Genomic DNA, 26,026 nt, shown 5'->3' with positions numbered 1-26,026 from the left:
ATTTAATAAAAACTCTCCAGTATATTTTTCAAAATATTCAATATTCACATGTTCAACCCTAATGAATATATGACACACCACAGAAGAGCACAACAATGCAATATTATCAACCAACACTAGTCATAAGACTCGCTACAAATAAAGCACAAGCGCCAATTACTAGCAAAACAATAACCATGATAGTAACAAATATTTTTCCATTCATAATGTTCACCTCAAAAATGATTATACCAATTTATAACTACTTAAGGGAGAGATAACAATCCCAAGAATAGCATATAGGCTAGACCTGATACACAGTAGATAAAAAAAGTACAAACCTTATGGTCTGTACCCGTACGAAAATGAAAACATAAAAGCAAAGAATATTAAAATAAAAGCTACTGGAATGAAGCTTACTACAAGCAACACTTTAGCCATCTTACTCTTAGCTCCTGTATACCACTGGTAATAGATAAAAAGAAGAATTATTACCATAGGCCAGAAATATAAAGGGAATATTGTATCAACCCAGCTTGAATTTTTATCTGGATATACAGGGCGCCGCATTATCAAAAGAGTGACTTATATACTTGATGATCCAGATTACGTAAAAGCTGGAATGATGAGAACAACAGCTAATCAATACATTAAAACTCATACGTAACCGCATCCGAGGTAACGGAGCATACACTACAAATGCTTTTATATGTTCAGAAATTAATAAGGCGTTAAGAGCCATTTACCCCTCTTCAATTTATAAATAAGTAAAGAAAAGGAGCACAGGTTAGGACCTGTTGCTCCAAGGTAACACGATAACAAGGATATTTTAAGACAAATGTGATAGCTGATGGCGAATTTGGTAGAATCTAAAATCTGAGATCATTCCTATTAAGCGTATTAAGAGGCATTTATATTTATGATGTATTTTACGTAATCTCCATTAGGATTAATATGATGTACAACAGCTGTTCCGAGAGTATTTTTAGATGAAACCACTCCACTGCTACTTATTGTAATAAGGTTGCCGCCAGACTGAATTTGAACATTGGAATTGGCATTGAATAGCTTCACAGATGAATTCCTGAGCATATTGTAATTAACAGTTGAAATAATTTCTCCTTGAGTCACAGCGGAAGAATTAGTTGTTACTTCATTAGCAAAAACCTGGGAAGATAGCGAAGAAATAGTAAGAATTGAAAATGAAAGTGTTAATAAGATCAAGACTTTTCTTGCATTTTTCATATGTATACCTCCTAAAATTTAATATGTAGTTAAGTATAGCACGGTAAATAATTTAAAAACAACCAGAATTTAACATGCGAGTTTACTCTTTTTTAAAGAGGTACAAAAGTTATTAATAAGAGAGCGTTAGCATATGGATGGATTATTAAAAAGTCATAGAATTACTCGTTCCTTGTTGATGTCACTAATTTAATATATGTACAACTATTCAGATTATCAGCCAAACAGCTACATGACGAACTGGACTCAGATAAGACTGATGAATTAAGAGACTATCTTGAACTTGACGAGCTGAAAGCTGTTCAAAAACTTGAACGGAATATCGCATCAATGATTGAGGAAGGTATGGAATATTCAGAAGTAAAAGCCATTCTTACTAGCAAACCCATTCCACGAGCATTGCCTCGCAAGAGAGTGCGCATAGCTCGAGAGAAGCAAATTAATAGATAAAGACCCTGCCAGCATATGAAGTGCACCCCTTAGAATAAACATTGGAAAAATCCCCGGGTTTAGCCGATGAAATTCTAAGAGGTGCATTTTTTATGGCGATTAAAGGACAAAATTATAAAAATGTATTCAGAGAAGTTAAAAAAAGAAGCTATTCGTCTGCATACGGTTGAAGGGTGGACTTACAGAAAAGATAAATGAATATTTGGGGATTCATGAATACACCGGGAACAAGGCGAGTTTGGACTGGTGGATCAGCGAGGTCGACGAAAAGAATACTTGGATCAAGAGCGCTATGTACAAAAACTGGAACGGGAGAATGAGTTGCTAAAAAAGTGCTTGGTAATCTGGAAGGAGAAAGCAAACAAGAAAGATTTCAAAAAATAGAAAAGGTTGCGGTATACGGCGATATCCAGAAACTCTGGTGCTTCAAATATATCAACGTTATGAAGGGAAATATGGTTATGGACAGCTCCAATTGTTCCTTTGGCAAGATCAAGGAATTTGGATGAACCACAAAAAGGTTCTCCGACTGATGCAAGTGCTCGGTATCCAAGCCCGAATTCGTCGTAAATGACGCTCCATCAGCTTTTATGCACCTGCGCAACGTGTAGCAGAGAACTGCTTGAAGCGGGACTTCAGTGCAGAAAAACCGAATCAGAAATGGGCGAACGCAATGACAATGAACTCGTGCTCCGCACATTCAGAAAAGCCTTTGCGAAGCAAAAAAACGTGACCGGACTAGTCCTTGACCAGGGCTTCCAGTACACGTCTCATGCTTACCACGACATGCAGCATGTCTCGCCGAGGAAATTGTTATGACAATACCTCTATGGTGAGTTTCTTCTCGCATTTCAAAACGGAAGGACTCTATCCTTATCATATCCGAACCCTTATCGAAGCACAAAGCAAAATCGAAAAATATTCCCTTTTTACAACCGAAAACGACCACAACGGAAATTAAAAAACTGACGCCGGTAGAGTACCGACCCAGTTTGCAGCCTAGGGTCTTTTTATAATGTCTACTAAAGGGGGGCTTGATCAGGAAATTGCCCCCGAAATCTTAGCTGATGAAAAAAGCCTCCAAAAGCCTTTAAATTAAACCATCTATAGCCTTTATAGCAGGAGTAGAGTTATAGAAACAGCTGCTGCAAACCAGACAAGATAATCAATACGCCCAGAGCTATGGTCAATACTCCACGAATTTTACGAGGTACCGATGAGGGATTGGGTCCTAATCCGGTAAACCACCACGGAGCTGGTTTTAAGATCGGATATAGACCACTAACAATTAAAACAATACCCAAAAGTATCAATGGCATACAAATCGACTCCTTTATAGAAATTCACAATTTAGAAAGCTCATCTTGGAGGAATTCTTTTTAATTGATAAGCCAAAGAAATAAGAAAAGCAAACCTAATACTAACACAGCAGCGATGACAGTGTTTATTACATTATTTTTAAAAGAATGTTGAGGAGATTTGTTCATAGCTTCGTTAAGTAGTTCTTCGTATTTTATTTTGCAGACATCGGCTTTTATAGAATCTAAATATTCAGGAAACATAATTTACACCTCTTGGTAAGAGTGAATTAGTAAGAATAGGCCAAAGGGCTACAATTCGAGCGAATAAACCTAGCCTGCCAAGGCCGTAAATTGACTTAATAGCAGCCATCCATAAGGGAGGGGAAGTCGCCAACCTAACTAAATAGTTTTATAAATAAGCGAGGGATATAGAGTGCGGCATCTGACAAAAGTGTGACAACGTTGGCATGCCGTTCTGATTGGATTCTTCCACACTTCATTTTGACACCTCATATTAAATTTTATTATGTCTATTAGTGATAGATACGCACTAAACAGTAAATAGTTCCAGCAATTGTAAATATGAAGCCCCTTGTCTTAGGAATCAACCCTTTAATTCAATTATTTTACATTGATAAAAGAACGAATGTTCGCATATAATACAAACAAATGTTCTTATTGGAGGGATTGCTATGCCTGAAAAATACATCGGACAGATCCTTGAAATTGTGTATATGGATCGAAAGGGAAGGATCACGCAGCGGAGAATTGAGGTTAAGGCGATAAGAGGGCAGATCGTGAGGGCTAAATGTTTGCTGACAGGTGCCCCTAGGGTGTTTCGTCTCGATAGTATATTGGCATGGCAACCTGTTAAAAAGGGGGCATAGCATGCTAACAGACATTGAGCGGAAAGTACTACGTATTTTGTTTAACTACTCCAGCGGACGGAGAAGACTACCTAGTATGCATGAACTAGAAGTGAAGACCGGAAAGAGTAAAGGGGAGATAACTCATTACCTTCTGGAGCTTGAAAAGCAGAGCTATATCCAGTGGGAAAGTAAACCGTATGTACAAACAATCAAGATTCTAGAGGGATGGGATCGGGACGGAAGGGTTTTAGAAGAGTTACAGCATACCATGTACGTAAAGCCCACCAGTAATATTGATTATTGGACCTCTGATTAATTAAAGGAGTAAACGGATCAGTGGTAAATACATCTTTACAACATACATTCGGATGATATCAAATAATGCAATATAAAAATAAGACCACTTAGATGGATTTCTTTTTTAATGGATGCTTCTTCAGATTCATGATCTTTCTTACAGTCTGAACGTATTCTGGACAATATCTTAAGTGACGTATGTAGATGAAGTGGGTAAGATCTAATATAGCTTTTAATAGAGAGATGATACTAATGGAGGTATTCATATGTGTGGAAGATTTACTTTAACGGCTGACCTATCAGATATTACTGAAGTTTTTTCTTTAATTGGAACTGAAGATATTGATTATAAACCGCGTTACAACATAGCGCCTTCACAACATATTTTAGCTATTTCCGAGATTTCAGGTAAGAGAGTTTTGGGCGAATATAGATGGGGACTTGTTCCATTCTGGGCAAAGGATATTAAAGTAGGTTTTTCTATGATAAATGCTCGGGCAGAAACCATACAAGAAAAACCTGCATATCGTAACCTGCTCACTCGCAACCGGGTTGTTATACCGGCTGATGGATTCTATGAGTGGAAGAAAGAAGGATCCGATAAACAACCCTTTAGATTTCAATTAGACTCTAAAAAAGTATTCGGATTCGCTGGTTTATATGACGAGTGGAAATCACCAGCGGGTGATACAATACGTAGCTGTACAATCATTACAACTAAACCCAATGATATAGTTCAAGATGTTCACGATAGAATGCCAGTTATTTTAGATGATGCGGGTGTTAGCAATTGGCTTGATCAAGAAATAACAAATAAGGATCTCCTTCTTGAACTTTTGATTCCATATTCAGGAGATAGAATGATCTCCTATGCGGTTTCTAAAGAAGTGGGTAACGTTAGGAATGTTGATTCAGGGCTGATTAAAGAGATATCGCTGAATTCAAAATAACTAAGTATGGTGGAGTATAACATTACGACTTTAATATGCATCATTTCCAGCCAGGTGCCACCGTACTGAATTCTAATTCCAAAATATTGTTGCCCATGCGCCCTTACCAATTCCAGATTACTTCATAAGATAGGATGTACCTTAAATTAAAGGAGGCAACACACATGAGTGAAGTTGGAAACGGATATGGCGGCGGAAGCTACGGTGGCGGATTAGGTGGATACGGCGGCGGTGGAATTGGCGCAATATTGGTTCTTTTCATTCTGCTGGTTATCATCTCTAAAGCATTCTTAATCTAATAATATTTAATCAGAAATATGACTCTGCAGCGAAAGCTGGCAGGGTCTTTTCATTTTGTATAAGAATCTACATAAATCGATTATCCAAACACACAAGAAGTTGTCCTACGCAATGAATAAAATATAATGAAAACTTACATTACTGGAGGGTTAGGTTATGAATCCATTTGCAGGTTATGCGTTGACTAGTCCGTTTGGATATCGAATACATCCGGTGGATCAGGTTAAAAAATTCCACAGAGGAGTGGATCTTGTTACATCAGCTCCTGACCGTATGATATACGCATTTGTAGCGGGTGAGGTTGTACATGCTAAAGAAAGTATTCGTGGTTCTGGACTCGGAGGGTATGGAATTGTAGTGGCGATTAAGGACGATCGTGGTTATCTTCATTGTTATGCGCATCTCTCAGCTGTATTGGTAAAGGTAGGGGAAAAGTTGAAAAGAGGGCAGAAGCTTGGGCTTCAAGGTAGTAGTGGATTAAGCACAGCTGAACATTTACATTATGAGATCCGAAAATGGTACACGCCTTCTTTTGGTTACACGGAAAGTGAAAATGGTGTAGTCGAACCTACAAAGTATTTGCAAGACTATTATGCAAAAGAGGAGCTTTCATTAATGGAAAAAGCTGATGCAAATACAATTATTGAATTGTACCTCAAGCCAGCATGGGGAGCTGCAAAGACAGCTATTGAGAAAAAGGAGATCGGCAGATTAGCTGATGTCCTGCGGGTAGCATCTGGACAGTCTAAACAGAATGTATAAAATTAAGCTAAATAGCATCAGAGAAACTTAATAATTGCCATTTAGCCCTTCCCGATGTTATTTTTCACCATAATATATGATGTAAGCTAACAAAAGGAGGGTGTACTCATGAGTGAAGTAGGATACGGTGGAGGCTGTGGCGTTGGCGGTGTTGGCGGCGGATACGGCGGAATTGGCGGATTCGGCGGTGGAGGAGTAGGAGCAATTTTAGTTCTTTTCATCTTGCTCGTTATTATCTCTAAAGCTTTCTTATGCTAGAATAATACTGATTTGCTCATAAAAGAGACCCTGTTGGCATGTGCCAATAGGGTCTTATCTATAGTTCTTTTTTATGTTATAGATGGTTTCGTGATGTTTAATATTCGAGGACGGCTGGCTCTATACCACTGATAACAGAATAAAGTGATGAGGATAAGCTCGATAGCATCACCACCATAATACATAAGCATTCCTCCTGATTCTGCTTCTGATTTAAGAACGTGAGTAGGTGCATGAGTATAAATATATTTTGATAAGATTCCATGTCCGGCTGAAGCCATGATGAATACAATCATGCGATAGACGTAGGATGTTCGATGTGGAGTGGGATCAACATAAATGAACGACACTGTAAACAGGTACCCTGCTAATAATACGTGTACATGAATCAACACATGAAGAATGCTGTTCTGTTGCATTAATCTGTATAAGTCAGTTGTATAAAGAACCCATAAACCCCCTACAGATAGAATAGACGCGGTAAGAGGGTTACTGAGAATAAGCACAGGCTGACTCTTAAGAAATCTCGATATTTGTCGTGCTAACTTCACTGGAAGTGTCCGCATAAGGAGAGTCCAAGGGGCGGAGAGTGCTAGAAGAAGTGGGGCAAGCATTCCGATTAACAAATGACCAAGCATATGTGCGCGGAAATCCGTATGAGCACGTTCGGCTAAGGGTCCAATAAATACGGATGCTGTGATAAGGACACCACTTAGCCATAAGATTGTACGTTTGCGTGGCCATTTTTTGTAATGGCGATTGGATTTCTTTACTGCAAGTAAATAAGTAACAACTGAAGAAGTAAATAGCAACAACATGAAGATAAGCTCGAAATAATCGATTAATTGTTCATTTGAGTGATGCATATGATGACCTAACATTATGAAGCTTCTCCTAGCGGTGATTGTGAATCCTTTTGTGCTCGAACAAGAAGGACGATACCAATAATAATCATGATCACAGCAGAGATATTCCATACCCAATCATAAGGGTAAATATCTACGTTATAACGAATCTGATGTAACCTCATTAGTTTATGTTGGATAATTCCATCATATAGCTGAAATCCCCCTCCCCCAAGTAACACGCCGCTCCACCACCTTGTAAGCCATACGGCATTTCGACGACGAAGATCAGCGAACATAAATGATGAAGCTATGGTTGCAAACCAACTGAATGCGTGGAAAATCCCATCCGAGACTAAACCCATGTTGCTAGTGGACTTATCGTAAAAATGATGCCAATGCAGTAGTTGATGAAATACAGTTTCATCGATAAAAGCAACAACACCAAGTCCAAATAAAAGCCCTGTCCATAGATTACGGGCTGAATAGCGAGCGCGATTCGAATCATTAGATCTTGTTATTTCAGAAGACATACGTTTCCTCCGCATAGGTTCGAAATATGAATAAATTTGTATCTTCTGATCCAGTTTGCCCTATATCTTTCCAATACAAACCATGAGGTGTGAGCGTGAAACAAATCTATATATTTTAAACCTCTTATCTTTATTTTACACCTCCCATTTGATGTGAACTCCATGCATAATAACGGTATACCAACACAAAGGGGATATCGAAATGGGGAAAACTTCGAAATGATGAGTCTTGTGCTAACAGGAAGTTTGGCACTTAGTCTTACAGCATGTGGAAGCAGCACCAAGTCAGAAACAACCTCACCTACAGATAGCACAACTACCAATACGACGACTACGGAGACAGTCAAGGAAAAGGATGTAACGATTACGTTCCAGAACATTTTTCCTGATCCAACAGATCCGAAGAACAAATTAATGAACAAACTAGTGAAGCAATATGAGGCAGATCATCCGAATGTCAAAATTGAGCTGGACTCATTGAACACCGATCAGCAAAAGCTAAAACTTAAAACGCAGGCAGCATCCAAAGAAGTTCCGGATATCACAATTGTAAATCCAGCCGCTCAAATGAAGCCTTTTGTAGAAGCGAAGTTACTAGCCCCACTTAATGACATGCTAGATGAGAATGGCCTTAAAGGGACTTTCCAAGATGGGCTGCTTGACTGGTACAGCTTCGATGGCAGCACATACGCACTGCCTGACGGTAACAACATTGGAGTTGTGTATTACAACAAAGAGTTGTTCGAAAAGGCGGGGGTGAAGGTCCCTACAACCTTTGAAGAAATGCTTACAGTAGTTAAAACATTGAAATCCAAAGGCATTCAACCAATGGGTATCGGTGAAAAGGATACATGGACGGGATCATTCTTGTTCATGAACATGCTGCTTCGTACAAATGGCGGCCCAGGATTCCTACAAGATGTAGTTGAGAAGAAGAAAACGTTTGAAGACCCAGCATTCAAAGAAGCAGTTACGGCGTTTGAGAATCTCGTGCAAGCGGGGGCATTCCAAGAAGGTGCAACTTCTTTTGACTATAATGCAGGTGAAAACCTATTTAAAACAGGTAAAGTAGCTATGTATTACATGGGTACATGGGCAACAGGTGGTATTGAAACGTCTTCTGTAAATGGGAAAGTCGGAGTTTTCAAATTCCCAACCATTAACGGTAAAGGTAATCCTGATGAATTCATGCTGGCACCTGGTAGTGCATTTGCAATCTCTGCAGATAGCGAACATTTGCCTGAAACGAAAGCGTTTTTGAACTGGTTCATGCTGAATTTCCCTAAAGAGGCTTTTGCAGCGAAGGGTGCAGTTGGTATTGGTCAGAAAGTGGAGGGTGATTTTAAGGCTGCCGGCTATTCCGATACCGCTATGGAGATTCTGGGTTTGTTTAAGGAAGTTAAGGGTGGAGACCTTTCTTTTGATAATACGATGAATCCAGGAACAGCTCAGGCGCATCTGACTAGTATACAAAATCTATTTGCACAGCAAAAAAATCCTGATGAAGTAGCAAAAGAGCATCAGGCTGCTTTTGAAGCGAACAATAAATAAAACTAATGACGGATGAAGGGGACACAGGTTGTCCTCTTTATATGTATGATCTCGACCAGAAATCGGAAATTGTACAGAGAAGAAGGAGGGATAGAGAGTGAACGTACTTAAGGTTTCCCGTCTTACCATTGCTGCGTTTGTACTTCCTTGTTTACTCATTTATATCAGTATTGTATTTGTGCCTATCCTTGTATCCCTTTACAGTGGACTGCTGGATTGGAATGGAATTGGTGAAGCCACATTTGTTGGACTCGATAATTTTAGAAATTTATTGTTTCATGACCCCTTATTTTGGCCTTCTGTACGTAGAACACTAATGTTTGCCGTTTTTTCAATGTTTGAAATTCCTGTGGCATTGTTCGTTGCTATTTTATTGCGTCGCTATATTCGAAAGCCTAATTTCCTCGTATCCAGTTACTTTTTACCCGTTATATTATCGGTTGTTATTATTGGACAGTTATGGAAAACCATTTATAATCCTGGATCTATGGGCGGTATGTTAAATCAACTCCTTACCGCAGTGGGGCTGGAGTCTTGGACAAGAGTATGGCTTTCCGATCCATCGGTAGCGATGTATTCATTGTATTTTGTAGCTTTGTGGCAGTACCTCGGATACCATACGCTCATTCAATTTACTGGAATAATGAACATTCCTGCTGAAGTCTACGAAGCAGCGAAAATTGATGGTGCAGAAGCTTTTAGTGCGGATCGATATATTACGTTCCCGATGATCATTCCCATTTTTAAAATTTCGATTGTATTATCTTTTATTGGTTCACTTCAAGCCTTCGATATGATTATGGTTATGACCGGCGGTGGGCCTGCTCATGCGACGGATGTCATATCCACACTAATGTATAACATGTCTTTCTTGTCGATGAAGTACGGATATGGTAGTTCGATTGCCGCTTTCCTTGTCATTGTGTGTTTGATTGCGACCCTACTGATTAACATGATTTTTAATAAATCAGAAAAGCGATATACGTAAAGGAGGAAAATCCGCATGAATACATCCCAGACTGCTGTCATGAATAAACGGGCTGTTCCAGCGCTGCGCAAGCGATTTTCCTTTGCCAAAGCCATCGCTATTCTGTTTCTGTCCGTACTGGTTGTTACTCAGGTATACCCGTTGTTGTGGTTATTTATTTATTCTCTCAAATCAAATGAGGAAATTCTGTCAGCAAGTTTTTTCTCGTTTCCGCAATCCTTTCAATGGAGTAATTATAGTGCTGCACTGGAGGGCAACTATTTCCGTTATTTATTAAACAGCTTATTCGTCACTTCTGTAACGATGTTGTGTGTGATTTTGCTGAGTTCATTAGCCGCTTATGCAATCAGTCGTTTCCGCTGGAAATATGGCCATTTGGTTATGCTTCTCTTTCTAATTGGTATGATGATTCCGATGCAGGCGACCTTATTACCACTTATGATTATTTTTAAAAATTTGCATATCCTGAACACCCATGCCTCATTAATTTTGCCTTATGTAGCCTTCTCGATGCCAATCGCAATTTTTATATTGAATGGATTTATGCGTTCTATTCCACATGAAATTGAAGAATCGGCTATCGTAGATGGTGCTAGTGTTTTTCGGATTTTTATTAAAATTATCTTGCCTGTATCTGTTCCGCCGGTAATGACGGTCTGTATTCTCACATTTATCAACATTTGGAATGAATATATTTTGGCAGCGACGTTTATTTCATCCGAGAAGCTCAAGACATTACCGTTCGGGGTTAACAGTTTTGTTAGTCAATATTCGGTTAACTATGGAGCAATCGGCGCATATCTCGTTCTCGGGGCGCTCCCTGTGATCATTATCTATTTCTTGCTTGCAGATAAAATTACTCAGGGTATGGTTGCTGGGGCAGTAAAAGGCTAGGACGGAAAGAAGGAGCCTATGATAAAATGGGAACCAATAACATGTAATCGAAAGGAGCATATTGCCTTTGGGTCGGGGGTTCCGTTCAATTCGTAGTCGTCTGTTTTTACTGTTTCTATGCTGTATGTGCAGTATGGTAATTCTCGTTAGTCTCTTGTACTACAATCTAACGTTATCTATTATTCATACTAAAATTAAAGATATTGCTGAGAAAAATATATCGCAGACGGCGGGGCTGTTCAATCTACTACTCGAAGGATATAACAGTGTTACTAAATCACTGAACAGTAATTTTGAACTGGCTCGTCTGCTGCAAGAAAGTATTTCGAACCCTGCGGTAGCCGTAATGAATGAGCGAATGATCACAAATATCATTGGGGCAGCATATTATTCTCGCAATGAGATTGAGGGCATACATATCATAACGAACAGTGGTAAAGTGTACAGTTATGAAAAGAGATTTGCTGGTGTCATCGACATCAACTATACACATACCGAATGGTATCGTAAGCTGCAAGCCTCCTCTGGCAATATGGTTTGGTTGGGTCTATACTCTAAATCTCCTTTAAATACGATGCAAGAGGATACCGTATTTGTATTTGGTAGGCGGCTGTATGATCTTACAGATCATAAGCCCATAGGTATTCTAATCATTGAGACCGATCCAGCGCCCATTATGGGAGCATTATCTAATGCAAGCATTAGTCCAAATAGTCGTGTTTATATTACAGGCAACATGAATAAGGTAATAGCGACTACGGATATGCAGAAGGATAAAGGGCCTGATTTTTCATTATTGTTGAAACCCACAACGGAAGAACCCATTATCGTTGAATATTATACGGATCAATTAGTAGTTGCCGCTAAGACAGCGATGGCGGATTGGACAATTTATGGATTGACACCGATGCAGGATATAAGCGCAGAAATTGTACAAACAAGGCAATATCTAGTGATTGTAGTGTTATTTGTTGTTATATTGTCAACGATTCTTGCTTCTATTATATCTCGCAATATTGCATCTCCATTAAAACTTCTAATTCGTGAGATGAAGAAGATGGAGCGGGGGAACTTTAACGGCTCTGTTAATGTGAAATCGTTTGAAGAGATTAACATGCTAGTATCTTCTTTTAACCGGATGGTCCATCGGATGGATGAGCTAATCGAGCGGATAAAGTTATCAAGCGTTAGTGAAAAAAATGCACAATTACACGCACTCCAGTCTCAGGTCAATCCACATTTTCTATACAATACACTCGATATGATTTATTGGATGTTGGATGAAAAGGGGAATGAGCGATTAAGTCATGTCGTTCTATCCCTTTCACAGATGTTTCGTTACAGTAGTAATTGGGAGGAAGCTTCCCTTACGACGCTGCGCCAAGAACTTGAACAAATTAGGCATTACTTAACGATAATTGAGAATAGACTCTTAGATCGGGTTCATACCAATATTCAGGTAGAGGAACACTTTCTAGATGTTATACTACCGAAAATGACGATTCAGCCGATTATTGAAAATGCAGTCAAATATGGATTAGAACCGTTAGACAGACCTGGCACGTTACATGTTTATACTCAATTCGAAAAAGGGAAATTGTACATTCGAATTGAGGACAATGGAGAAGGAATGGATGACAACAAGCTTGAACTAGTCAATCGTTCCCTTCGAGACTTCACTTCAATGAATATCGGTAGTAAAGAGCAGAGTTTGCGCCGAAGCATCGGACTTCAAAATGTTGACTCACGTATCATGCTTATGTTTGGCGAAGACTATGGAATTACGGTTGAGAGCAAACAGGGGATAGGGACAACGGTTACCGTTGCGATACCTGCTCCGATAGCGATTTCTGTAAAAGGAGATGAGTAGGGGATGAACATACTGATCGTGGATGATGAAGCCATTATTCGGGAAGGCATCAAGCGTACTTTGCAGAGAGCTCATCCGCAGCATAGTATCTTTCTTGCTGCCAATCCAGAAGAAGCTGTGCAACTGCTTCGGAGTCGAAGGATTGATTTCATCCTAACTGATATTTTAATGCCTGGCATGACGGGTTTGGAACTGATGCAATTATCCAGAAGTAGCTATCCACATGTGAAATGGGTAATTATTTCGGCGTATTCAGAATTTTCCTATGCACAGGAGGCTGTTCGTTTAGGTGCAAGGGATTACTTGCTGAAACCAATCGGCAAAGATATGCTGCTTCGTATGATTACAGAGGTTAGTAATGAAATCAACCGTGAGGCCGAGATGCTTTCGGAGGCTTCTCTACTCAAGTCTAATTTAAAATACGTACGAGAAGCTGTATTTCAACGATGGGCAACGGGGCTCGATACAGGTGGAATTAATATAGCGCCATTTATGGAGAGACATCCTACATTTCAGTTGATCATGATTAACATGGAGACCGATCGGATGGTCCATTTGGAGCATTTTATTATTGAAAATGTCTTAACAGAGTTGATTGAACGTCATGGACACGGGTTTGTGGTTAGTTTTGATATGAAAAGCCTACTTGGTCTGATCTCAATTAATGGAGATATTAGCATGAAGGTACTGCTTGACGAGCTAAGAATTCATTTGAAAAAATACCTTAAAGTCCCTTTTCAAATGATGCATTCAGATCCAATTGCTGATTTCAATCTAGTATCTTATAATGTTCAGCGCATGCGGCAGGAGTCCGTGACACAAGAATTCGAATATTATGCCACCGGATCAAGTAGGGCAATAGAAATCGCCTTGCAATATATCAATATGCATTATATCGAAGACCTTACACTGGAGAAGGTCGCATCCATCGTGTTTCTTAATCCAGTCTATTTCAGTCAAGTATTTAAGCAAAAGACTGGCTTTGGATTCAAAGAGTACGTAACGAATCTGAGAATTGAGCAAGCTAAACAGTTACTACTTAATCCACAATTAAAACTTGCGGATATATCTGAGCGGGTCGGATATCAAGATGTTAAGCATTTTACTCAAGTATTTCGCAAAAAATTAGATGTCACACCAACAGAGTACCGTCAGGAACGTACTTTAGAGTTACAGTAATTTTAAGAAGTTAGGCAAGGAATGTTAGGGAAGTAACAAGGAATGTGAGGATAATAGAGCCCAACCAGTAAAACTGGTCGGCTCTTAGTCGTGATCAACTATATGAGAGTAAATTATGCAATTTATAAAACCCTCGGCTCATCATATATGATGGGTCGAGGGTTTACGAAAAACATGCAATGATGACTTTGTTTACTTTAATGAATATCTCGGAAAAGTCCGACAACTTTGCCAAGGATCGTGACGTGATTAAGACGTAGTGGCTCGTACGAAGGATTCTCGGGTTGAAGTCGGATATGATCCTTCTCTTTATAGAAGGTCTTAACCGTTGCTTCATCTTCTTCTGTCATGGCAACAACGATATCACCGTTGTCAGCTGTTTGCTGCTGACGCACAATAACATAGTCACCATTAAAAATACCGGCTTCCACCATACTGTCTCCCATAACCGATAACATAAATACTTTCTCTTCACCTACAAATTGCTGAGGAAGAGGGAAGTAATCTTCAATATTCTCTGTGGCCGTAATTGGAACACCTGCGGTGACCTTACCGACGACTGGAATTCTAGCAATCGTATGTGTAAACAGATGAGTGTTGTCGGATTCTTCTTGCCCCAAAATTTCAATAGCGCGCGGCTTCGTAGGATCTCGACGAATTAGGCCCTTCTTCTCAAGGCGATCCAAGTGTCCATGGACAGTAGAACTGGATGCCAAACCGACAGCTTCGCCAATTTCTCTGACAGAAGGTGGGTATCCTTTGGAGCGGACCTCATTGCGTATAAATTCCAATATAGCTTGCTGTCTGCTAGATATCTTAGACATCCTGTATCAACCCCATTTTAGTAACGTTTGGTAAAATTATAGCATAGAACCTCCGTTCGTACAAACATAAGTTCTAAATAAATAAGGGGAACAATTGTTCTAAAAAAGCTTGATCAAAACATGTGTTCGTGTTATATTATTTTCAAGACAAGAACAAATGTTTGGAGGATGCGCATCTATGTTAAAATATAGTTCCTATCAAAGTATATTAACGGATGAAATAGCCACCGAGGGTACATCAATTCAGAGAAATACTATGTTTAGTGGCAAGATTAAAGGTTCTCTTTCTCGGTCTTTACTTATAAAATGGATGCTCACTTTTTTTATTATTATGATCGGCTGTACAGGAGTTGTTCGTGTTTTTGCAGTTTCTTCGGATGATGTTCGACTGGATAAGAAAGTTGTAGTGGTATCAGGTGATACATTATGGCAGATTGCGTTAACCCATAAACCAGAAGGAATGGATACGCGTGCTTATATTAATTTAATTAAGCGTAGTAATGGAATGAGCAGTAGTTCAGTTAACGCAGGAGAGGTATTGATATTGCCTCAATTTAAGTGATAGATCACTAATGAGAGCTTGGAAAGGTGTAAACCTTGACAAGCTCTTTTTATCGTGGCACAGTAGGTTAGAATGAGTTCAATAATGGAGGAGAGTTTTATGGATATCGATACCCTGGTAAACCGAATTAATGAGCTTTCACGTAAGCATAAAGAATCCGGATTAACAGAAGAAGAAACAGAGGAACGTGCAGCACTTCGTGAGAGATATCTCCAAAATATTCGTCGCAATTTTAAGGATCAATTGGAAACGATCGAATTTGTGGACGATGTAGACCAAACAGGAAACAAATCGTAATCGGTCAGAAACAACATTAGATTTAAGGGGGATCCTGTATGGCCCGTTCATTTCAACGAATGGTTAAAAAGAATTCAGCTAGTCTGAATAAACAGCGTAAGAAACATGGCCAACCGTCCATTCATGCACACAAAACATCGGCTACAGCAGATATTTACAAAGGACGTAACTTCGTTCTTCCGATAACGTTAGTTGCGCTTGCTGCTTTGTTTGGGATGATCAATTTCCTAAGTGGTGAGAAAATGCAGAGTACGACCGTTGTGGTCGTTGTTATCGTTTTATATGTATTTCTTGCGTTGACTATATTTCTCCGTCGGCCGTTCTTACGTGTCGAGAAAGATGCCGTATCCACGATTAAATATAATCGTGATCGTAAAATCACTGCAGAGAATATTTCCAAGATTAAGCTGGGTGCTGGTTCTGTAGTTATTGAGCAAAAGGGTAAGAGAGGCGGCAACTGGGTCTTCACAAGATTGATTAATCGTTATGATACAAATGCTATGGGGGAAAGACTTGAACGTTTTGCTACAACATTTAATATTCCATTAGAAAAATCTTAGAGAGAAGCAAGGGAGAGGAATCCATTATGGCGATTTCTGCTGTTTTTTTCGATTTAGATGATACATTACTATGGGATGATCGAAGTGTCGAAGAGTCCTTTCATGCTGTATGTGAGGCAGCACAGGCATCTTCCGGTGTTGATCCACAAGCATTAGAGAAAGCAGTTCGGGAAGAAGCAAGGACGTTATATGAATCATATGACACGTTTGCTTTTACTAAGATGATTGGTATTAACCCGTATGAGGCTTTGTGGGCTAACTTTACGGCAGGTGAACAACCTGAGTTCCGTAAGCTGGAAGAGCTTGCTCCGACATATCGGGAAGAGTCATGGCGTCGTGGGTTAGAGAAACTTGGCGTTAATAACACTGAGCTCGCCAAACAATTAGCAGAGAAATTCGGTTCTGAGCGTCGAAGTAGACCTCTTGTATATGAGGAAACCTTCCGAGTTTTAGATGAGTTAAAAGGCAATGTAAAGTTGCTTTTGCTTACGAATGGTTGCCCAGCACTACAACAAGAGAAATTAACTGGAGTACCTGAGCTGTCCCCATATTTTGATGAAATCATTATTTCGGGTCAATTTGGTAAAGGGAAACCGGATCCCTCCATTTTTGCTCACGCTTTATCCTTGTTTAACATCGCTCCACAAGAAGCGATTATGGTCGGAGATAAGCTCACTACAGATATCAAAGGTGGATTGAGTGCTGGAATTACGACGGTATGGATTAATCGCACAGAGAAACAGCCAGATCCTGAGATTCATCCTGATTTTGAGATTAAGCATCTGTCCGAGTTGCATGAAGTTATAGCTAAGCTGTAAAGAAAGAACAACCTGTTAAACTGAAACAATTATTGGTTTTGAGTTCATGATAAAGCACGAGCCTGTTCTATGCCCTTAAGCTTAGAGAAAACAGGCTTTTCTGCTGTTTAGCGTTTGAAAAGTTAACAAACCATAGCCAATGTTTCCTTGTATATGTAGGTTTGAACTTTAAAGAATCATATATAATAGATGACATAGGCTGATGACGGGAGTAATATGACAGATATGAAGAATAAATCCTTTCTCACTGTTGTTGGAGTAATTATTTTGGTATTCATTCTATCTGGTTGCGGAAGCAGCTCTAAATCGGATGGAATGGATATGGACATGGGGGCTATGACTGATCCGATTACAGCTGAGTTAAGCTGGAGTCCACAAACGGCTAAGGTCAACGAGAAAGTACATATTCAGGTCATTGTAAAGCAGAAGGATACAAACGTTGACAAAGCGGATGAAGTCATGTTTGAGATTTCTAAAGAGGGAGATAGCAGTCAGCACGAAAAGGTAGCTGCTACGAACTCAGGTGATGGAAAGTTTACATTAGATAAAACATTTACTTCTGCCGGGACATACAGTATCACATCTCATGTAACCGTAGGTCCCCAACATACGATGCCAACGAAAAAGCTGATCGTAACGAATTAATCTTAACTATTAATGCGATGAATTAAATAATGCAACAGAAAAGGCTGCCCCTTTGCGGAATGATTTCTGCAAGTGGACAGCCCTTTTAATTATAATATATTAGGCTTTTTGAAAGCTAGGGTCTTGTACAGGTGTCGCTACCCAGCCATTGGTTTCAATAAATAGACGAACAGCAATGATTTGGCGGTTATCCATAAGCGTAAAGAAGTGGTTCGTGTTCTCAGGAACTGAAATCACATCGCCAGCTTCAAGTTCGACATTGAAGTAGCCAATATCTCCACTACCTTTAATGACGAAAATACCTCTACCTCCAACAATCGCCCGAATTTCATCTTCCGTATGTATATGAACTTCTTCAAACTTATTTAACAATTCACCCAAATTCGGAGTGGAATCGGATAACGTTATAACGTCCCAAATCTTATAACCACGGCGTGCTGCTAGATCTCTAATTTCCTCATCGTAAATTCGTAAAATTTCATTCTTTTGTTCATCGTCTAATTGAAAGTTTGTTTGAAGATCAAGCGGTAATTTTGATGTATCCCATTTTTCATAAATAACTTCTTGTTTTTCTAAGAAATCACGAACATTATCGTCTCCCACGATACGTTCGTTCGTGTTACGGATTACAATCTCAGCCATAACTTATCCCTCTTTTCCACTTGGTTTAATTTATATTATAACGGACACTGCTGTGATTGTCGATCCGTTTTATGCGTGGAATGCACGTCAGAACAGCATTTCTAATGCTTTTCTAATAGGAAACATTCTGTTAAACTTAGATTTAACGTTTTTCTGGGGGGAGTATAGATGAATATGCCTAGCTTACAAGAAGCTTTGAAAGAACGAATATTGATTCTAGATGGTGCTATGGGCACAATGATCCAGCAGGTAGAATTAGGCCCCGAGGATTTTGGTGGGGAGGAGCTCGAAGGATGTAACGAAATGTTAGTGATTACGCGTCCGGATGTAATCCAAGATATCCATGAAGCTTATTTGGAATCAGGCGCTGATTTGATAGAAACCAATACGTTTGGCGCGGCATCTGTCGTGTTGGCAGAATACGATATACCGGAAAAAGCATATGAAATCAACTTAAAAGCTGCGCAAATTGCTCGTGCTGCTGTAGATAAATTTAATACTCCTGATAAACCGAGGTTTGTTATTGGCGCAATGGGACCTACAACGAAGACATTATCTGTGACGGGTGGCGTAACTTTTGATGAATTAGTTGTAAGTTATGAAGAGCAGGCGCTTGCCTTAATTGAGGGCGAAGTTGATGCTCTTTTGCTGGAAACAAGTCAAGATACATTGAATGTAAAAGCAGGAAGTATAGCAATTCATAATGCTTTTGAGAGTACAGGTAAGACGCTACCTATTATGATTTCAGGTACAATTGAACCGATGGGTACTACGCTTGCGGGTCAAAATATTGAAGCTTTTTACATATCACTAGAGCATTTAAATCCAATTTCGGTTGGTCTAAACTGTGCGACAGGTCCAGAGTTTATGCGAGATCATATACGATCTTTATCTGCTATGGCGACGACAGCAATAAGCTGTTATCCAAATGCCGGTCTTCCGGATGAAAATGGTCATTATCACGAATCTCCAGAATCACTTACGAATAAAATGGTAGCTTTTGCAGAGCAGGGCTGGTTGAATATTGCTGGAGGTTGCTGTGGTACAACTCCTGCGCATATCCGTGCAATGACAGATGCTCTTGCGAAGTTCGAACCACGCAAGCCTAGTGCTGGACATCCCCCTGCGCTATCTGGTATTGAACCGATTTATATTGAATCAGAGAACCGGCCCTACATGGTAGGAGAACGTACAAATGTACTAGGTTCCCGTAAATTCAAACGCTTAATTGTAGAAGGTAAGTTTGAAGAAGCTTCTGAAATTGCACGTGCACAGGTTAAGAGCGGGGCACATGTTATCGATGTATGTGTTCAAGATCCAGACCGTGAAGAAGCGGAAGATGTGAAACAGTTCCTAGAGCTTGTTGTGAAAAAAGTCAAAGTACCCCTTATGATTGATACCACAGATCCTGCCGTTATTGATCTTGCTCTGAAGTATTCTCAAGGTAAAGCGATAATTAACTCCATTAACCTTGAAGATGGCGAAGATAAATTTGAGAAGGTTACTCCACTAATTCATAAATACGGTGCAGCGGTGGTTGTAGGTACAATTGATGAAACAGGACAGGCTATTAAGCGTGAGGATAAATTAAGTGTAGCAATACGATCCCATGATTTGCTTGTAAATAAATATGGTATAAATGCGGAAGATATTATTTTTGATACGTTGGTTTTCCCGGTAGGTACAGGGGATGAGCAGTATATCGGATCTGCTAAGGAAACAATTGAAGGAATCCGTTTGATTAAAGAGGCGCTGCCTAAGTGTCATACGATTCTCGGTATTAGTAATGTATCCTTTGGTTTACCTGAAGCAGGACGTGAAGTTCTGAACTCCGTCTACTTGTACGAATGTACTAAAGCTGGCTTAGATTATGCGATTGTAAATACAGAGAAGCTGGAGCGCTACGCCTCTATCTCAGAGGAAGATCGTAAACTGGCGGAGGATCTAATCTATCGGACGGATGGGGAGACCTTGGCTGCATTTGTGGCTGCTTTCCGTGATAAGAAGATTGAGAAGAAAGAGAAAATTTCGAATTTATCACTCGAAGAGCGTCTAGCTACATATGTTGTGGAGGGTACCAAAGAGGGATTGATGCCTGATTTGGATGCTGCAATGCAAAAATATGGTGCATTAGAGATTATTAATGGTCCACTAATGGCAGGCATGACTGAAGTTGGGCGTTTGTTCAATAATAATGAGCTCATTGTTGCTGAAGTATTGCAAAGTGCCGAAGTCATGAAAGCATCCGTAACATATCTCGAGCCTTTTATGGAGAAGAATGAAACTTCAGTGAAGGGTAAAATGTTACTTGCTACAGTTAAAGGTGATGTACATGATATTGGTAAGAACTTGGTAGAAATTATACTATCTAACAATGGTTATCAAATTGTCAATTTGGGTATAAAAGTACCACCAGAAGCGATTATTGAAGCCTATCGACGTGAAAAGGCTGATTTAATTGGCTTGTCTGGTCTGCTGGTGAAATCTGCTCAACAGATGGTCATTACTGCACAGGACTTAAAAAGTGCGGGTGTAGACATTCCGATTATGGTTGGAGGCGCAGCACTAACTCGTAAATTCACACGTACACGTATTCGTCCGGAATATAACGGTATGGTTGTATATGCTAAAGATGCTATGGATGGTCTAGATATAGCGAATAAGCTAATGAATCCGGATCAGCGTGATGTGATGTTGGATGAAATGAATGCAGAGCTTGAAGCTATGGCATCCGAAACTGTAAAAGTAGCTCCTGTTGCAGTGGCGGATATACCTGCTAGATCAAACATTTCTATGGAAGCTCCAGTTTATCTTCCGCCGGACTTAGAAAGACATGTTATTAAAAATTATCCAATATCACATATTGTTCCATATATGAATATGCAAATGTTGCTAGGTCATCATCTTGGACTGAAAGGTTCAGTTGAAAACTTGCTGGCAGAGAATGACAAACGGGCTGTTGACCTTAAGGAAGTTGTAGACGAAGTAATAGGTCAAGCGACACGGGATGGCATTATTCAAGCCAATGGTATGTATCGTTTCTTTCCTGCGCAGTCTCAAGGAGATCAAATTTTGATTTACAATCCAGAAGACACCACGCAGATACTTCATACCTTTACATTCCCGCGTCAACAGGTAGTACCTTATCTTTGTCTTGCTGATTTCTTGAAATCTGTAGACAGTGGCGTTATGGATTATGTTGGTTTCCTAGTTGTGACAGCAGGTAAGGGAATATCGGAGTTATCGTCCGTGTGGAAGGATAAGGGAGATTACTTACGCTCCCATGTCCTTCAATCCGTTGCGCTCGAGACAGCAGAGGCATTAGCTGAACGCGTGCATCATATGATGCGTGATACCTGGGGGTTCTCAGATCCAGCAGATATGACGATGAAACAGCGCCATGGTGCTCGTTATCAGGGGATTCGTGTATCGTTCGGTTATCCTGCTTGTCCTGATCTTGAGGATCAAGCACCTCTATTTAAGCTCATGAATCCTGAGGATATTGGTGTAGAACTGACCGAAGGTTTCATGATGGAACCGGAAGCATCTGTCTCCGCGATGGTGTTCAGTCATCCGGAAGCTCGTTATTTTAATGTGGATAAAGTAAAATAATAAAGTGAAGATTTAATTTGAATGATGCCAGCATAAATCCTCCGACATATCGGGGGTTTTTTGCTGGCTTACTTGGAAAGAAGGTGACGGCAATGGAACTTGAATTTTTGGGAACAAATGCAGGTACTCCTTCCTTACAACGTAATGTGACTTCAATGGCACTACGTATGTTTGAGGAACGCCGCACGTTCTGGTTATTTGACTGCGGAGAAGGTACACAGCATCAAATTCTGCGATCTTCATTAAAGCTTAGTAAGCTGGAACATATATGGATAACCCATCTGCATGGTGACCACATCTTTGGGTTGCCAGGATTAATGTCAAGCCGCTCAAACCAAGGAGGAACAACACCTCTCACGGTATTTGGACCCCCGGGTCTGAAATCATTTTTGGAGACATCGCTAAATATAAGCCAGTCTCGTATGGAATATGAGTGGACTGTGGTAGAACATGAAGGCGGAATGATCTATGAAGATGATGAGGTTAAAGTGGAATCACTGAAATTAGAACACCGGATTGACAGCTATGGTTATCGAGTGGTGGAGAAGGATAAGGCGGGTAGCTAGATCTAAAACGTCTTGCTACATATGGACTTAAGCCAGGACCAGCCTATGGACGTCTCAAACGGGGCGAAAGTATTGATTTAGGTAACGGTAAACAATTGCATCCGGCAGATGTATTGGGAGCACCAAAACGTGGCAGGATTGTCACTATTCTTGGAGACACGCGTCCTTGTTCCAATATTATTGAGCTTGCGCAGAACGCAGACCTACTTGTCCATGAAGCCACGTTCATGCATGATCTGCAGATTACAGCTCACAATTATTATCACAGTACTGCATTACAAGCGGCAGAAGCCGCTCAATTAGCGAATGCTAAGGAGTTAGTTCTGACCCATTTCAGTTCAAGATATAAAGATATGGAGCAACTGCAACCCTTGTTGGTAGAAGCAAAAAATGTGTTTCAGAACACGTTATTAGCTGAAGAATTCAGTTCAATTCCGGTGAAAAGAAACTGATATTTCCTTAATTATTTTCCGGGAAAGCGCAGGAATAGACAGAAGACATCAACATTGTACGTATTGGGGAACGCTAGCTTATGGGAATTTGACGAACTTCGGGAGAAAAATGTTGAAGTGGTCGCCTCATGACGGTAATGGTGGATACGTATTGCCACGTTCCTTCCTTTTCTTTTACAATGAAACAAGCTATTATTGTTTATTTCCAAGAAATCAGAAAATGTAAGCTAGCGAAAGAGGTAACTCAAATATGAATAGCACCAGTAATTACGCCGAATCTAAGGGACTTTTAATTGATCTGGATGGCACATTATATCACGGAAAACATATGATTTCTGGAGCAGATATTTTGATTCATCAGTTAAAAGAACATCAAATTCCGTATGCCTTTGTTACGAATAATTCATCCAAAACACCTATTGATGTTGCATCTCATCTATGTTCAATGGGAATCCCTGCGACACCTGAAGATGTCTGCACTTCCTCTCTAGCTGCGGCAAGGTACATTGCCGAAGAATCCCCAGGCGCTCGAGTGGCTATGCTAGGAGAAGATGGATTAAGGAATGCCTTGATCTCAGCCGGTCTAAAATTGGTGACGGATTCACCTCAATATGTTGTTCAAGGCATCGATAGATCTTTTAATTATCAATCACTCGCTGGCGCCGTGCGCTGGATTCGGGAAGGTGCAACATATATACTTACGAATCCCGATTTGCAATTACCCTCTGACGATGGGCTCGTACCAGGTGCAGGTTCTTTGAGTGCCTCGATACAGGCTGCGAGTGGAGTTGAACCGATTGTCATTGGTAAACCCGCAAGTCATCTTATGAATTATGCTCTTGAACGTCTACATCTTACGCCCACTCAGGCCATTGTCATTGGTGACAATATGCGGACAGATATTGCCGCGGGAGCAGCAGCGGGCTGCGAGACCGTTCTAGTTCTTACTGGTTTGACTACGAAGGATAATATGCAGTCTCATATTGATGCAGCCGGCGTATCCCCAAATCACGTATGTACGGATCTTCAAGAACTTATAGCCTTACTTTGTCCTTAAAATACATCTCCGATATTGGATTACTTCATGACATGAAAGGATTGATAAACATATGCCGGAATTGCCGGAAATGGAAAATTACCGAAGATTGCTTTCGGTTCAAATTATAAATCAGCCAATTACAAAGGTTGTTGTCAACCGTGAGAAATCCATTAATATTCAAACTGAGGATTTTGAAAAAGAACTGTTAGGATTACGGACAATTTTCGTTGAACGCCGTGCGAAACACCTTATTTTTCATTTGAATAATGGCCGTAGACTTCTTCTACATTTAATGCTTGGTGGAATTTTATATTATGGAACAGAAGAGGATCGCCCTAAGCGCAGCACTCAAGTCGAGATTTCTTTCGGGGAGCATACTCTCTATTTTATTGGACTACGACTTGGTTATTTGCATCTGCTCACTGCTAAAGAAGTGGAAGAAATTGTTGCACCCCTTGGACCTGAACCGCTTGATCGCCGAATGACTCGTGAACGTTTCGCAGGTTTGATGAAGGGGCGCCGCGGTTCATTGAAAACGACGCTAGTGAATCAACATGTCATCGCTGGTATTGGTAACTGTTATGCAGATGAAATTGCTTACGAAGCTAAATTGTTGCCAGCATCTAAAGTTCAGGACTTGCCTGACGAAGCAGTAAATCGTCTATACGATAGCATCCAATCTGTTTTGCGCGAAGCGCTAGATGGTGGCGGATATATGGAAGCACCTTTTATGGAAGGTGATGAACTGACAGGTAAATACGATGATAAGTGTAAAGTTTATGATCGTGAAGGGGAATCCTGCTACCGTTGTGACGGTGTGGTGAATAAAGTGGAACTGAACGGACGAAAAGCATTTTTCTGTCCGTCATGCCAGCATGAGCAGTAAGCAATACATGATCGGATGCCATGTGAGCACCCGCGGGGGCTACGGGAGAGCAGCCCGCCGTGCATGGGACATGGGCGCAAGATCGTTTCAATATTTTCCTAAAAATCCGCGCAGCCTGCATATTAAAGATCTGGATGGTCATGCTGCTGCGGACTGCTTGTTATTTTGCAAACAAAAAGGACTCCTTAGCATTGCACATACACCGTACCCTGTGAATATAGCTGCAGGTGAAGGGCATGGAAGAGAACTATATGAGCTCACGATTATGTCTCTGATGAATGATCTGATGATAGCGGAAGCTTGCGGTTCGGTAGGGATTATTGTGCATTTTGGACATTTCAAAAGCAAGGACCCATTACAAGGATATAAAAATATAATACAATGTCTTAATGAGGTATTAGCAACTTGGAATGGTAAAACCAAAATTTTATTGGAAAACCAGGCGGGATTACCCGGTTCGATGGGAATTACGCTTGAAGAGTTGGTGCAAATCCGCTCGCTAAGTCAATATCCGGAGAAAATCGGATTTTGCTTGGATACCTGTCATGCATTTGCTTCTGGGACATGGGATCCTTCTAAGACCGAACAGATGATAGAGAAAGGCCAGGCCCTTGGGTATTGGGAGAACCTTGATGCTGTACATCTGAATGACTCGAAGTATCCTTTGGGTATGGGAAAAGATCGTCACGCTCGCATTGGCCAAGGGTATATCGGTGACGAAGCTTTTAAAAGCCTTCTTTCTTATCGCGAGTTTAGTGGGATTCCAATTGTAATGGAAACGGAAGCGGGAGAAGATGGTACACACAGAGAAGATATCTCAAAAGTGAATTGTTGGTTAGAGTAGAGTAAGAG

28 protein-coding genes and 1 pseudogene are annotated in these 26,026 nt (G+C 40.3%); 22 read left to right on the top strand and 7 right to left on the bottom strand.

All coding sequences use genetic code 11. The features are described 5' to 3' along the window. Positions 1-879 precede the first annotated feature (879 nt). Complete coding sequence (locus tag JCM16418_RS07170; protein ID WP_036647158.1) at positions 880-1,224, bottom strand: hypothetical protein; 345 nt, start codon at positions 1,222-1,224, stop codon at positions 880-882. Between the two features lie 871 nt (positions 1,225-2,095). Here JCM16418_RS07170 and JCM16418_RS24570 point away from each other — a divergent pair. After that, positions 2,096-2,248 (top strand): IS3 family transposase, encoded by a 153-nt coding sequence (locus JCM16418_RS24570; RefSeq protein WP_158442413.1) that lies wholly within the window; start codon positions 2,096-2,098, stop codon positions 2,246-2,248. Positions 2,249-2,804: 556 nt separating this feature from the next. Here the strand turns inward: JCM16418_RS24570 and JCM16418_RS07165 are convergent. Both JCM16418_RS07165 and JCM16418_RS07160 read right to left on the bottom strand, forming a co-directional pair. Continuing rightward, the gene (locus JCM16418_RS07165) at positions 2,805-2,993 is read right to left on the bottom strand and encodes a hypothetical protein (protein WP_036647157.1); all 189 of its coding nucleotides are present in this window, start codon (positions 2,991-2,993) and stop codon (positions 2,805-2,807) included. A gap of 60 nt (positions 2,994-3,053) precedes the next feature. Next, positions 3,054-3,236 (bottom strand): hypothetical protein, encoded by a 183-nt coding sequence (locus JCM16418_RS07160; protein ID WP_036647156.1) that lies wholly within the window; start codon positions 3,234-3,236, stop codon positions 3,054-3,056. 431 nt (positions 3,237-3,667) lie between these two features. Between JCM16418_RS07160 and JCM16418_RS07155 the strand changes: the two genes are divergently transcribed. The 6 genes from JCM16418_RS07155 (at position 3,668) to JCM16418_RS25280 (ending at position 6,411) form a co-directional block, all read left to right on the top strand. Next, positions 3,668-3,862: a hypothetical protein gene (locus JCM16418_RS07155; protein ID WP_036647155.1), complete on the top strand. Its 195-nt coding sequence runs from the start codon at positions 3,668-3,670 to the stop codon at positions 3,860-3,862. 1 nt (position 3,863) lies between these two features. Continuing rightward, positions 3,864-4,160 carry a LexA family transcriptional regulator gene (locus tag JCM16418_RS07150; RefSeq protein WP_036647154.1) on the top strand — a complete coding sequence of 99 codons (297 nt, stop codon included), beginning with the start codon at positions 3,864-3,866 and terminating at the stop codon, positions 4,158-4,160. A 247-nt stretch (positions 4,161-4,407) separates the two neighbouring features. Next, positions 4,408-5,091 carry an SOS response-associated peptidase gene (locus JCM16418_RS07145; RefSeq protein ID WP_036647153.1) on the top strand — a complete coding sequence of 228 codons (684 nt, stop codon included), beginning with the start codon at positions 4,408-4,410 and terminating at the stop codon, positions 5,089-5,091. Positions 5,092-5,255: 164 nt separating this feature from the next. Further along, a complete protein-coding gene (locus JCM16418_RS24205; RefSeq protein ID WP_081765345.1) occupies positions 5,256-5,390 on the top strand; it encodes a sporulation protein YjcZ in 135 nt (44 codons plus the stop codon). Positions 5,391-5,547: 157 nt separating this feature from the next. After that, on the top strand, positions 5,548-6,153 hold the full coding sequence (locus JCM16418_RS07140) for a M23 family metallopeptidase (protein WP_052020102.1): 606 nt from the start codon (positions 5,548-5,550) through the stop codon (positions 6,151-6,153). A gap of 108 nt (positions 6,154-6,261) precedes the next feature. Further along, positions 6,262-6,411 carry a hypothetical protein gene (locus JCM16418_RS25280; RefSeq protein WP_162832470.1) on the top strand — a complete coding sequence of 50 codons (150 nt, stop codon included), beginning with the start codon at positions 6,262-6,264 and terminating at the stop codon, positions 6,409-6,411. A 71-nt stretch (positions 6,412-6,482) separates the two neighbouring features. Here JCM16418_RS25280 and JCM16418_RS07135 read toward each other — a convergent pair whose 3' ends face one another. Both JCM16418_RS07135 and JCM16418_RS07130 read right to left on the bottom strand, forming a co-directional pair. Continuing rightward, entirely contained in the window at positions 6,483-7,292 is an 810-nt protein-coding gene (locus JCM16418_RS07135; protein ID WP_036647152.1) for a cytochrome c oxidase assembly protein, read from the bottom strand. Then, positions 7,292-7,789, bottom strand: coding sequence for a DUF2243 domain-containing protein (locus JCM16418_RS07130; protein ID WP_036647151.1), 498 nt, complete (start codon positions 7,787-7,789; stop codon positions 7,292-7,294). The genes JCM16418_RS07135 and JCM16418_RS07130 overlap by 1 nt, the downstream gene beginning before the upstream one ends. 219 nt (positions 7,790-8,008) lie before the next feature. Here JCM16418_RS07130 and JCM16418_RS07125 point away from each other — a divergent pair, with 219 nt between their 5' ends. The 5 genes from JCM16418_RS07125 to JCM16418_RS07105 all read left to right on the top strand — a co-directional run bounded on the left by JCM16418_RS07125 (position 8,009) and on the right by JCM16418_RS07105 (position 14,271). Beyond that, complete coding sequence (locus JCM16418_RS07125) at positions 8,009-9,340, top strand: extracellular solute-binding protein (protein WP_036647150.1); 1,332 nt, start codon at positions 8,009-8,011, stop codon at positions 9,338-9,340. A 97-nt stretch (positions 9,341-9,437) separates the two neighbouring features. Then, positions 9,438-10,328, top strand: coding sequence for a carbohydrate ABC transporter permease (locus tag JCM16418_RS07120; RefSeq protein WP_036647149.1), 891 nt, complete (start codon positions 9,438-9,440; stop codon positions 10,326-10,328). Between the two features lie 15 nt (positions 10,329-10,343). Further along, a complete protein-coding gene (locus JCM16418_RS07115; protein WP_036647148.1) occupies positions 10,344-11,222 on the top strand; it encodes a carbohydrate ABC transporter permease in 879 nt (292 codons plus the stop codon). Between the two features lie 67 nt (positions 11,223-11,289). Next, on the top strand, positions 11,290-13,092 hold the full coding sequence (locus tag JCM16418_RS07110; protein WP_036647147.1) for a sensor histidine kinase: 1,803 nt from the start codon (positions 11,290-11,292) through the stop codon (positions 13,090-13,092). 3 nt (positions 13,093-13,095) lie between these two features. Then, positions 13,096-14,271 (top strand): response regulator, encoded by a 1,176-nt coding sequence (locus JCM16418_RS07105; RefSeq protein WP_036647146.1) that lies wholly within the window; start codon positions 13,096-13,098, stop codon positions 14,269-14,271. A 197-nt stretch (positions 14,272-14,468) separates the two neighbouring features. Here JCM16418_RS07105 and lexA read toward each other — a convergent pair whose 3' ends face one another. Continuing rightward, positions 14,469-15,095 carry a transcriptional repressor LexA gene (gene lexA / locus JCM16418_RS07100; RefSeq protein ID WP_036647145.1) on the bottom strand — a complete coding sequence of 209 codons (627 nt, stop codon included), beginning with the start codon at positions 15,093-15,095 and terminating at the stop codon, positions 14,469-14,471. 256 nt (positions 15,096-15,351) lie between these two features. Here lexA and JCM16418_RS07095 point away from each other — a divergent pair, with 256 nt between their 5' ends. The 5 genes from JCM16418_RS07095 (at position 15,352) to JCM16418_RS07075 (ending at position 17,977) form a co-directional block, all read left to right on the top strand. Further along, entirely contained in the window at positions 15,352-15,657 is a 306-nt protein-coding gene (locus tag JCM16418_RS07095; RefSeq protein ID WP_158442412.1) for a LysM peptidoglycan-binding domain-containing protein, read from the top strand. A 99-nt stretch (positions 15,658-15,756) separates the two neighbouring features. After that, a complete protein-coding gene (locus JCM16418_RS07090) occupies positions 15,757-15,954 on the top strand; it encodes a DUF896 domain-containing protein (RefSeq protein ID WP_036647143.1) in 198 nt (65 codons plus the stop codon). Positions 15,955-15,992: 38 nt separating this feature from the next. Further along, positions 15,993-16,514: a hypothetical protein gene (locus JCM16418_RS07085; RefSeq protein ID WP_036647142.1), complete on the top strand. Its 522-nt coding sequence runs from the start codon at positions 15,993-15,995 to the stop codon at positions 16,512-16,514. Positions 16,515-16,540: 26 nt separating this feature from the next. After that, entirely contained in the window at positions 16,541-17,332 is a 792-nt protein-coding gene (locus JCM16418_RS07080) for an HAD family hydrolase (RefSeq protein WP_036647141.1), read from the top strand. A 216-nt stretch (positions 17,333-17,548) separates the two neighbouring features. Continuing rightward, the gene (locus JCM16418_RS07075) at positions 17,549-17,977 is read left to right on the top strand and encodes a FixH family protein (RefSeq protein ID WP_052020101.1); all 429 of its coding nucleotides are present in this window, start codon (positions 17,549-17,551) and stop codon (positions 17,975-17,977) included. A gap of 99 nt (positions 17,978-18,076) precedes the next feature. Here the strand turns inward: JCM16418_RS07075 and mtnD are convergent, their stop codons facing one another. Beyond that, on the bottom strand, positions 18,077-18,619 hold the full coding sequence (gene mtnD / locus JCM16418_RS07070; RefSeq protein WP_036647140.1) for an acireductone dioxygenase: 543 nt from the start codon (positions 18,617-18,619) through the stop codon (positions 18,077-18,079). 168 nt (positions 18,620-18,787) lie between these two features. Between mtnD and metH the strand changes: the two genes are divergently transcribed. The 5 genes and pseudogenes from metH (at position 18,788) to JCM16418_RS07045 (ending at position 26,018) form a co-directional block, all read left to right on the top strand. After that, a complete protein-coding gene (metH, locus tag JCM16418_RS07065) occupies positions 18,788-22,231 on the top strand; it encodes a methionine synthase (RefSeq protein WP_036647139.1) in 3,444 nt (1,147 codons plus the stop codon). A gap of 92 nt (positions 22,232-22,323) precedes the next feature. Then, positions 22,324-23,249: pseudogene (gene rnz, locus JCM16418_RS07060) on the top strand (ribonuclease Z). A gap of 250 nt (positions 23,250-23,499) precedes the next feature. Further along, the gene (nucF, locus tag JCM16418_RS07055; RefSeq protein WP_036647138.1) at positions 23,500-24,306 is read left to right on the top strand and encodes a 5' nucleotidase NucF; all 807 of its coding nucleotides are present in this window, start codon (positions 23,500-23,502) and stop codon (positions 24,304-24,306) included. A gap of 52 nt (positions 24,307-24,358) precedes the next feature. Beyond that, entirely contained in the window at positions 24,359-25,174 is an 816-nt protein-coding gene (locus JCM16418_RS07050; protein WP_036647137.1) for an Fpg/Nei family DNA glycosylase, read from the top strand. Next, complete coding sequence (locus tag JCM16418_RS07045; protein WP_036647136.1) at positions 25,164-26,018, top strand: deoxyribonuclease IV; 855 nt, start codon at positions 25,164-25,166, stop codon at positions 26,016-26,018. Before JCM16418_RS07050 ends, JCM16418_RS07045 begins: the two co-directional genes overlap by 11 nt. The last annotated feature ends 8 nt before the right edge of the window (positions 26,019-26,026 follow it).

This window comes from Paenibacillus pini JCM 16418, from assembly GCF_000576305.1.
Lineage (GTDB): Bacteria > Bacillota > Bacilli > Paenibacillales > Paenibacillaceae > Paenibacillus_AQ > Paenibacillus_AQ pini.
This window is presented reverse-complemented; position numbering and strand designations above follow the sequence as displayed.

Bases quoted from the DNA above. Each gene is read 5' to 3' on its own strand.
- JCM16418_RS07170 (WP_036647158.1), bottom strand. From the start codon at position 1,224: ATGAAAAATGCAAGAAAAGTCTTGATCTTATTAACACTTTCATTTTCA.
- JCM16418_RS07165 (WP_036647157.1), bottom strand. From the start codon at position 2,993: ATGCCATTGATACTTTTGGGTATTGTTTTAATTGTTAGTGGTCTATAT.
- JCM16418_RS07160 (WP_036647156.1), bottom strand. From the start codon at position 3,236: ATGTTTCCTGAATATTTAGATTCTATAAAAGCCGATGTCTGCAAAATA.
- JCM16418_RS07155 (WP_036647155.1), top strand. From the start codon at position 3,668: ATGCCTGAAAAATACATCGGACAGATCCTTGAAATTGTGTATATGGAT.
- JCM16418_RS07150 (WP_036647154.1), top strand. From the start codon at position 3,864: ATGCTAACAGACATTGAGCGGAAAGTACTACGTATTTTGTTTAACTAC.
- JCM16418_RS07145 (WP_036647153.1), top strand. From the start codon at position 4,408: ATGTGTGGAAGATTTACTTTAACGGCTGACCTATCAGATATTACTGAA.
- JCM16418_RS24205 (WP_081765345.1), top strand. From the start codon at position 5,256: ATGAGTGAAGTTGGAAACGGATATGGCGGCGGAAGCTACGGTGGCGGA.
- JCM16418_RS07140 (WP_052020102.1), top strand. From the start codon at position 5,548: ATGAATCCATTTGCAGGTTATGCGTTGACTAGTCCGTTTGGATATCGA.
- JCM16418_RS25280 (WP_162832470.1), top strand. From the start codon at position 6,262: ATGAGTGAAGTAGGATACGGTGGAGGCTGTGGCGTTGGCGGTGTTGGC.
- JCM16418_RS07135 (WP_036647152.1), bottom strand. From the start codon at position 7,292: ATGTTAGGTCATCATATGCATCACTCAAATGAACAATTAATCGATTAT.
- JCM16418_RS07130 (WP_036647151.1), bottom strand. From the start codon at position 7,789: ATGTCTTCTGAAATAACAAGATCTAATGATTCGAATCGCGCTCGCTAT.
- JCM16418_RS07125 (WP_036647150.1), top strand. From the start codon at position 8,009: ATGATGAGTCTTGTGCTAACAGGAAGTTTGGCACTTAGTCTTACAGCA.
- JCM16418_RS07115 (WP_036647148.1), top strand. From the start codon at position 10,344: ATGAATACATCCCAGACTGCTGTCATGAATAAACGGGCTGTTCCAGCG.
- JCM16418_RS07105 (WP_036647146.1), top strand. From the start codon at position 13,096: ATGAACATACTGATCGTGGATGATGAAGCCATTATTCGGGAAGGCATC.
- lexA (WP_036647145.1), bottom strand. From the start codon at position 15,095: ATGTCTAAGATATCTAGCAGACAGCAAGCTATATTGGAATTTATACGC.
- JCM16418_RS07095 (WP_158442412.1), top strand. From the start codon at position 15,352: ATGTTTAGTGGCAAGATTAAAGGTTCTCTTTCTCGGTCTTTACTTATA.
- JCM16418_RS07090 (WP_036647143.1), top strand. From the start codon at position 15,757: ATGGATATCGATACCCTGGTAAACCGAATTAATGAGCTTTCACGTAAG.
- JCM16418_RS07085 (WP_036647142.1), top strand. From the start codon at position 15,993: ATGGCCCGTTCATTTCAACGAATGGTTAAAAAGAATTCAGCTAGTCTG.
- JCM16418_RS07080 (WP_036647141.1), top strand. From the start codon at position 16,541: ATGGCGATTTCTGCTGTTTTTTTCGATTTAGATGATACATTACTATGG.
- JCM16418_RS07075 (WP_052020101.1), top strand. From the start codon at position 17,549: ATGACAGATATGAAGAATAAATCCTTTCTCACTGTTGTTGGAGTAATT.
- mtnD (WP_036647140.1), bottom strand. From the start codon at position 18,619: ATGGCTGAGATTGTAATCCGTAACACGAACGAACGTATCGTGGGAGAC.
- metH (WP_036647139.1), top strand. From the start codon at position 18,788: ATGAATATGCCTAGCTTACAAGAAGCTTTGAAAGAACGAATATTGATT.
- nucF (WP_036647138.1), top strand. From the start codon at position 23,500: ATGAATAGCACCAGTAATTACGCCGAATCTAAGGGACTTTTAATTGAT.
- JCM16418_RS07050 (WP_036647137.1), top strand. From the start codon at position 24,359: ATGCCGGAATTGCCGGAAATGGAAAATTACCGAAGATTGCTTTCGGTT.
- JCM16418_RS07045 (WP_036647136.1), top strand. From the start codon at position 25,164: ATGAGCAGTAAGCAATACATGATCGGATGCCATGTGAGCACCCGCGGG.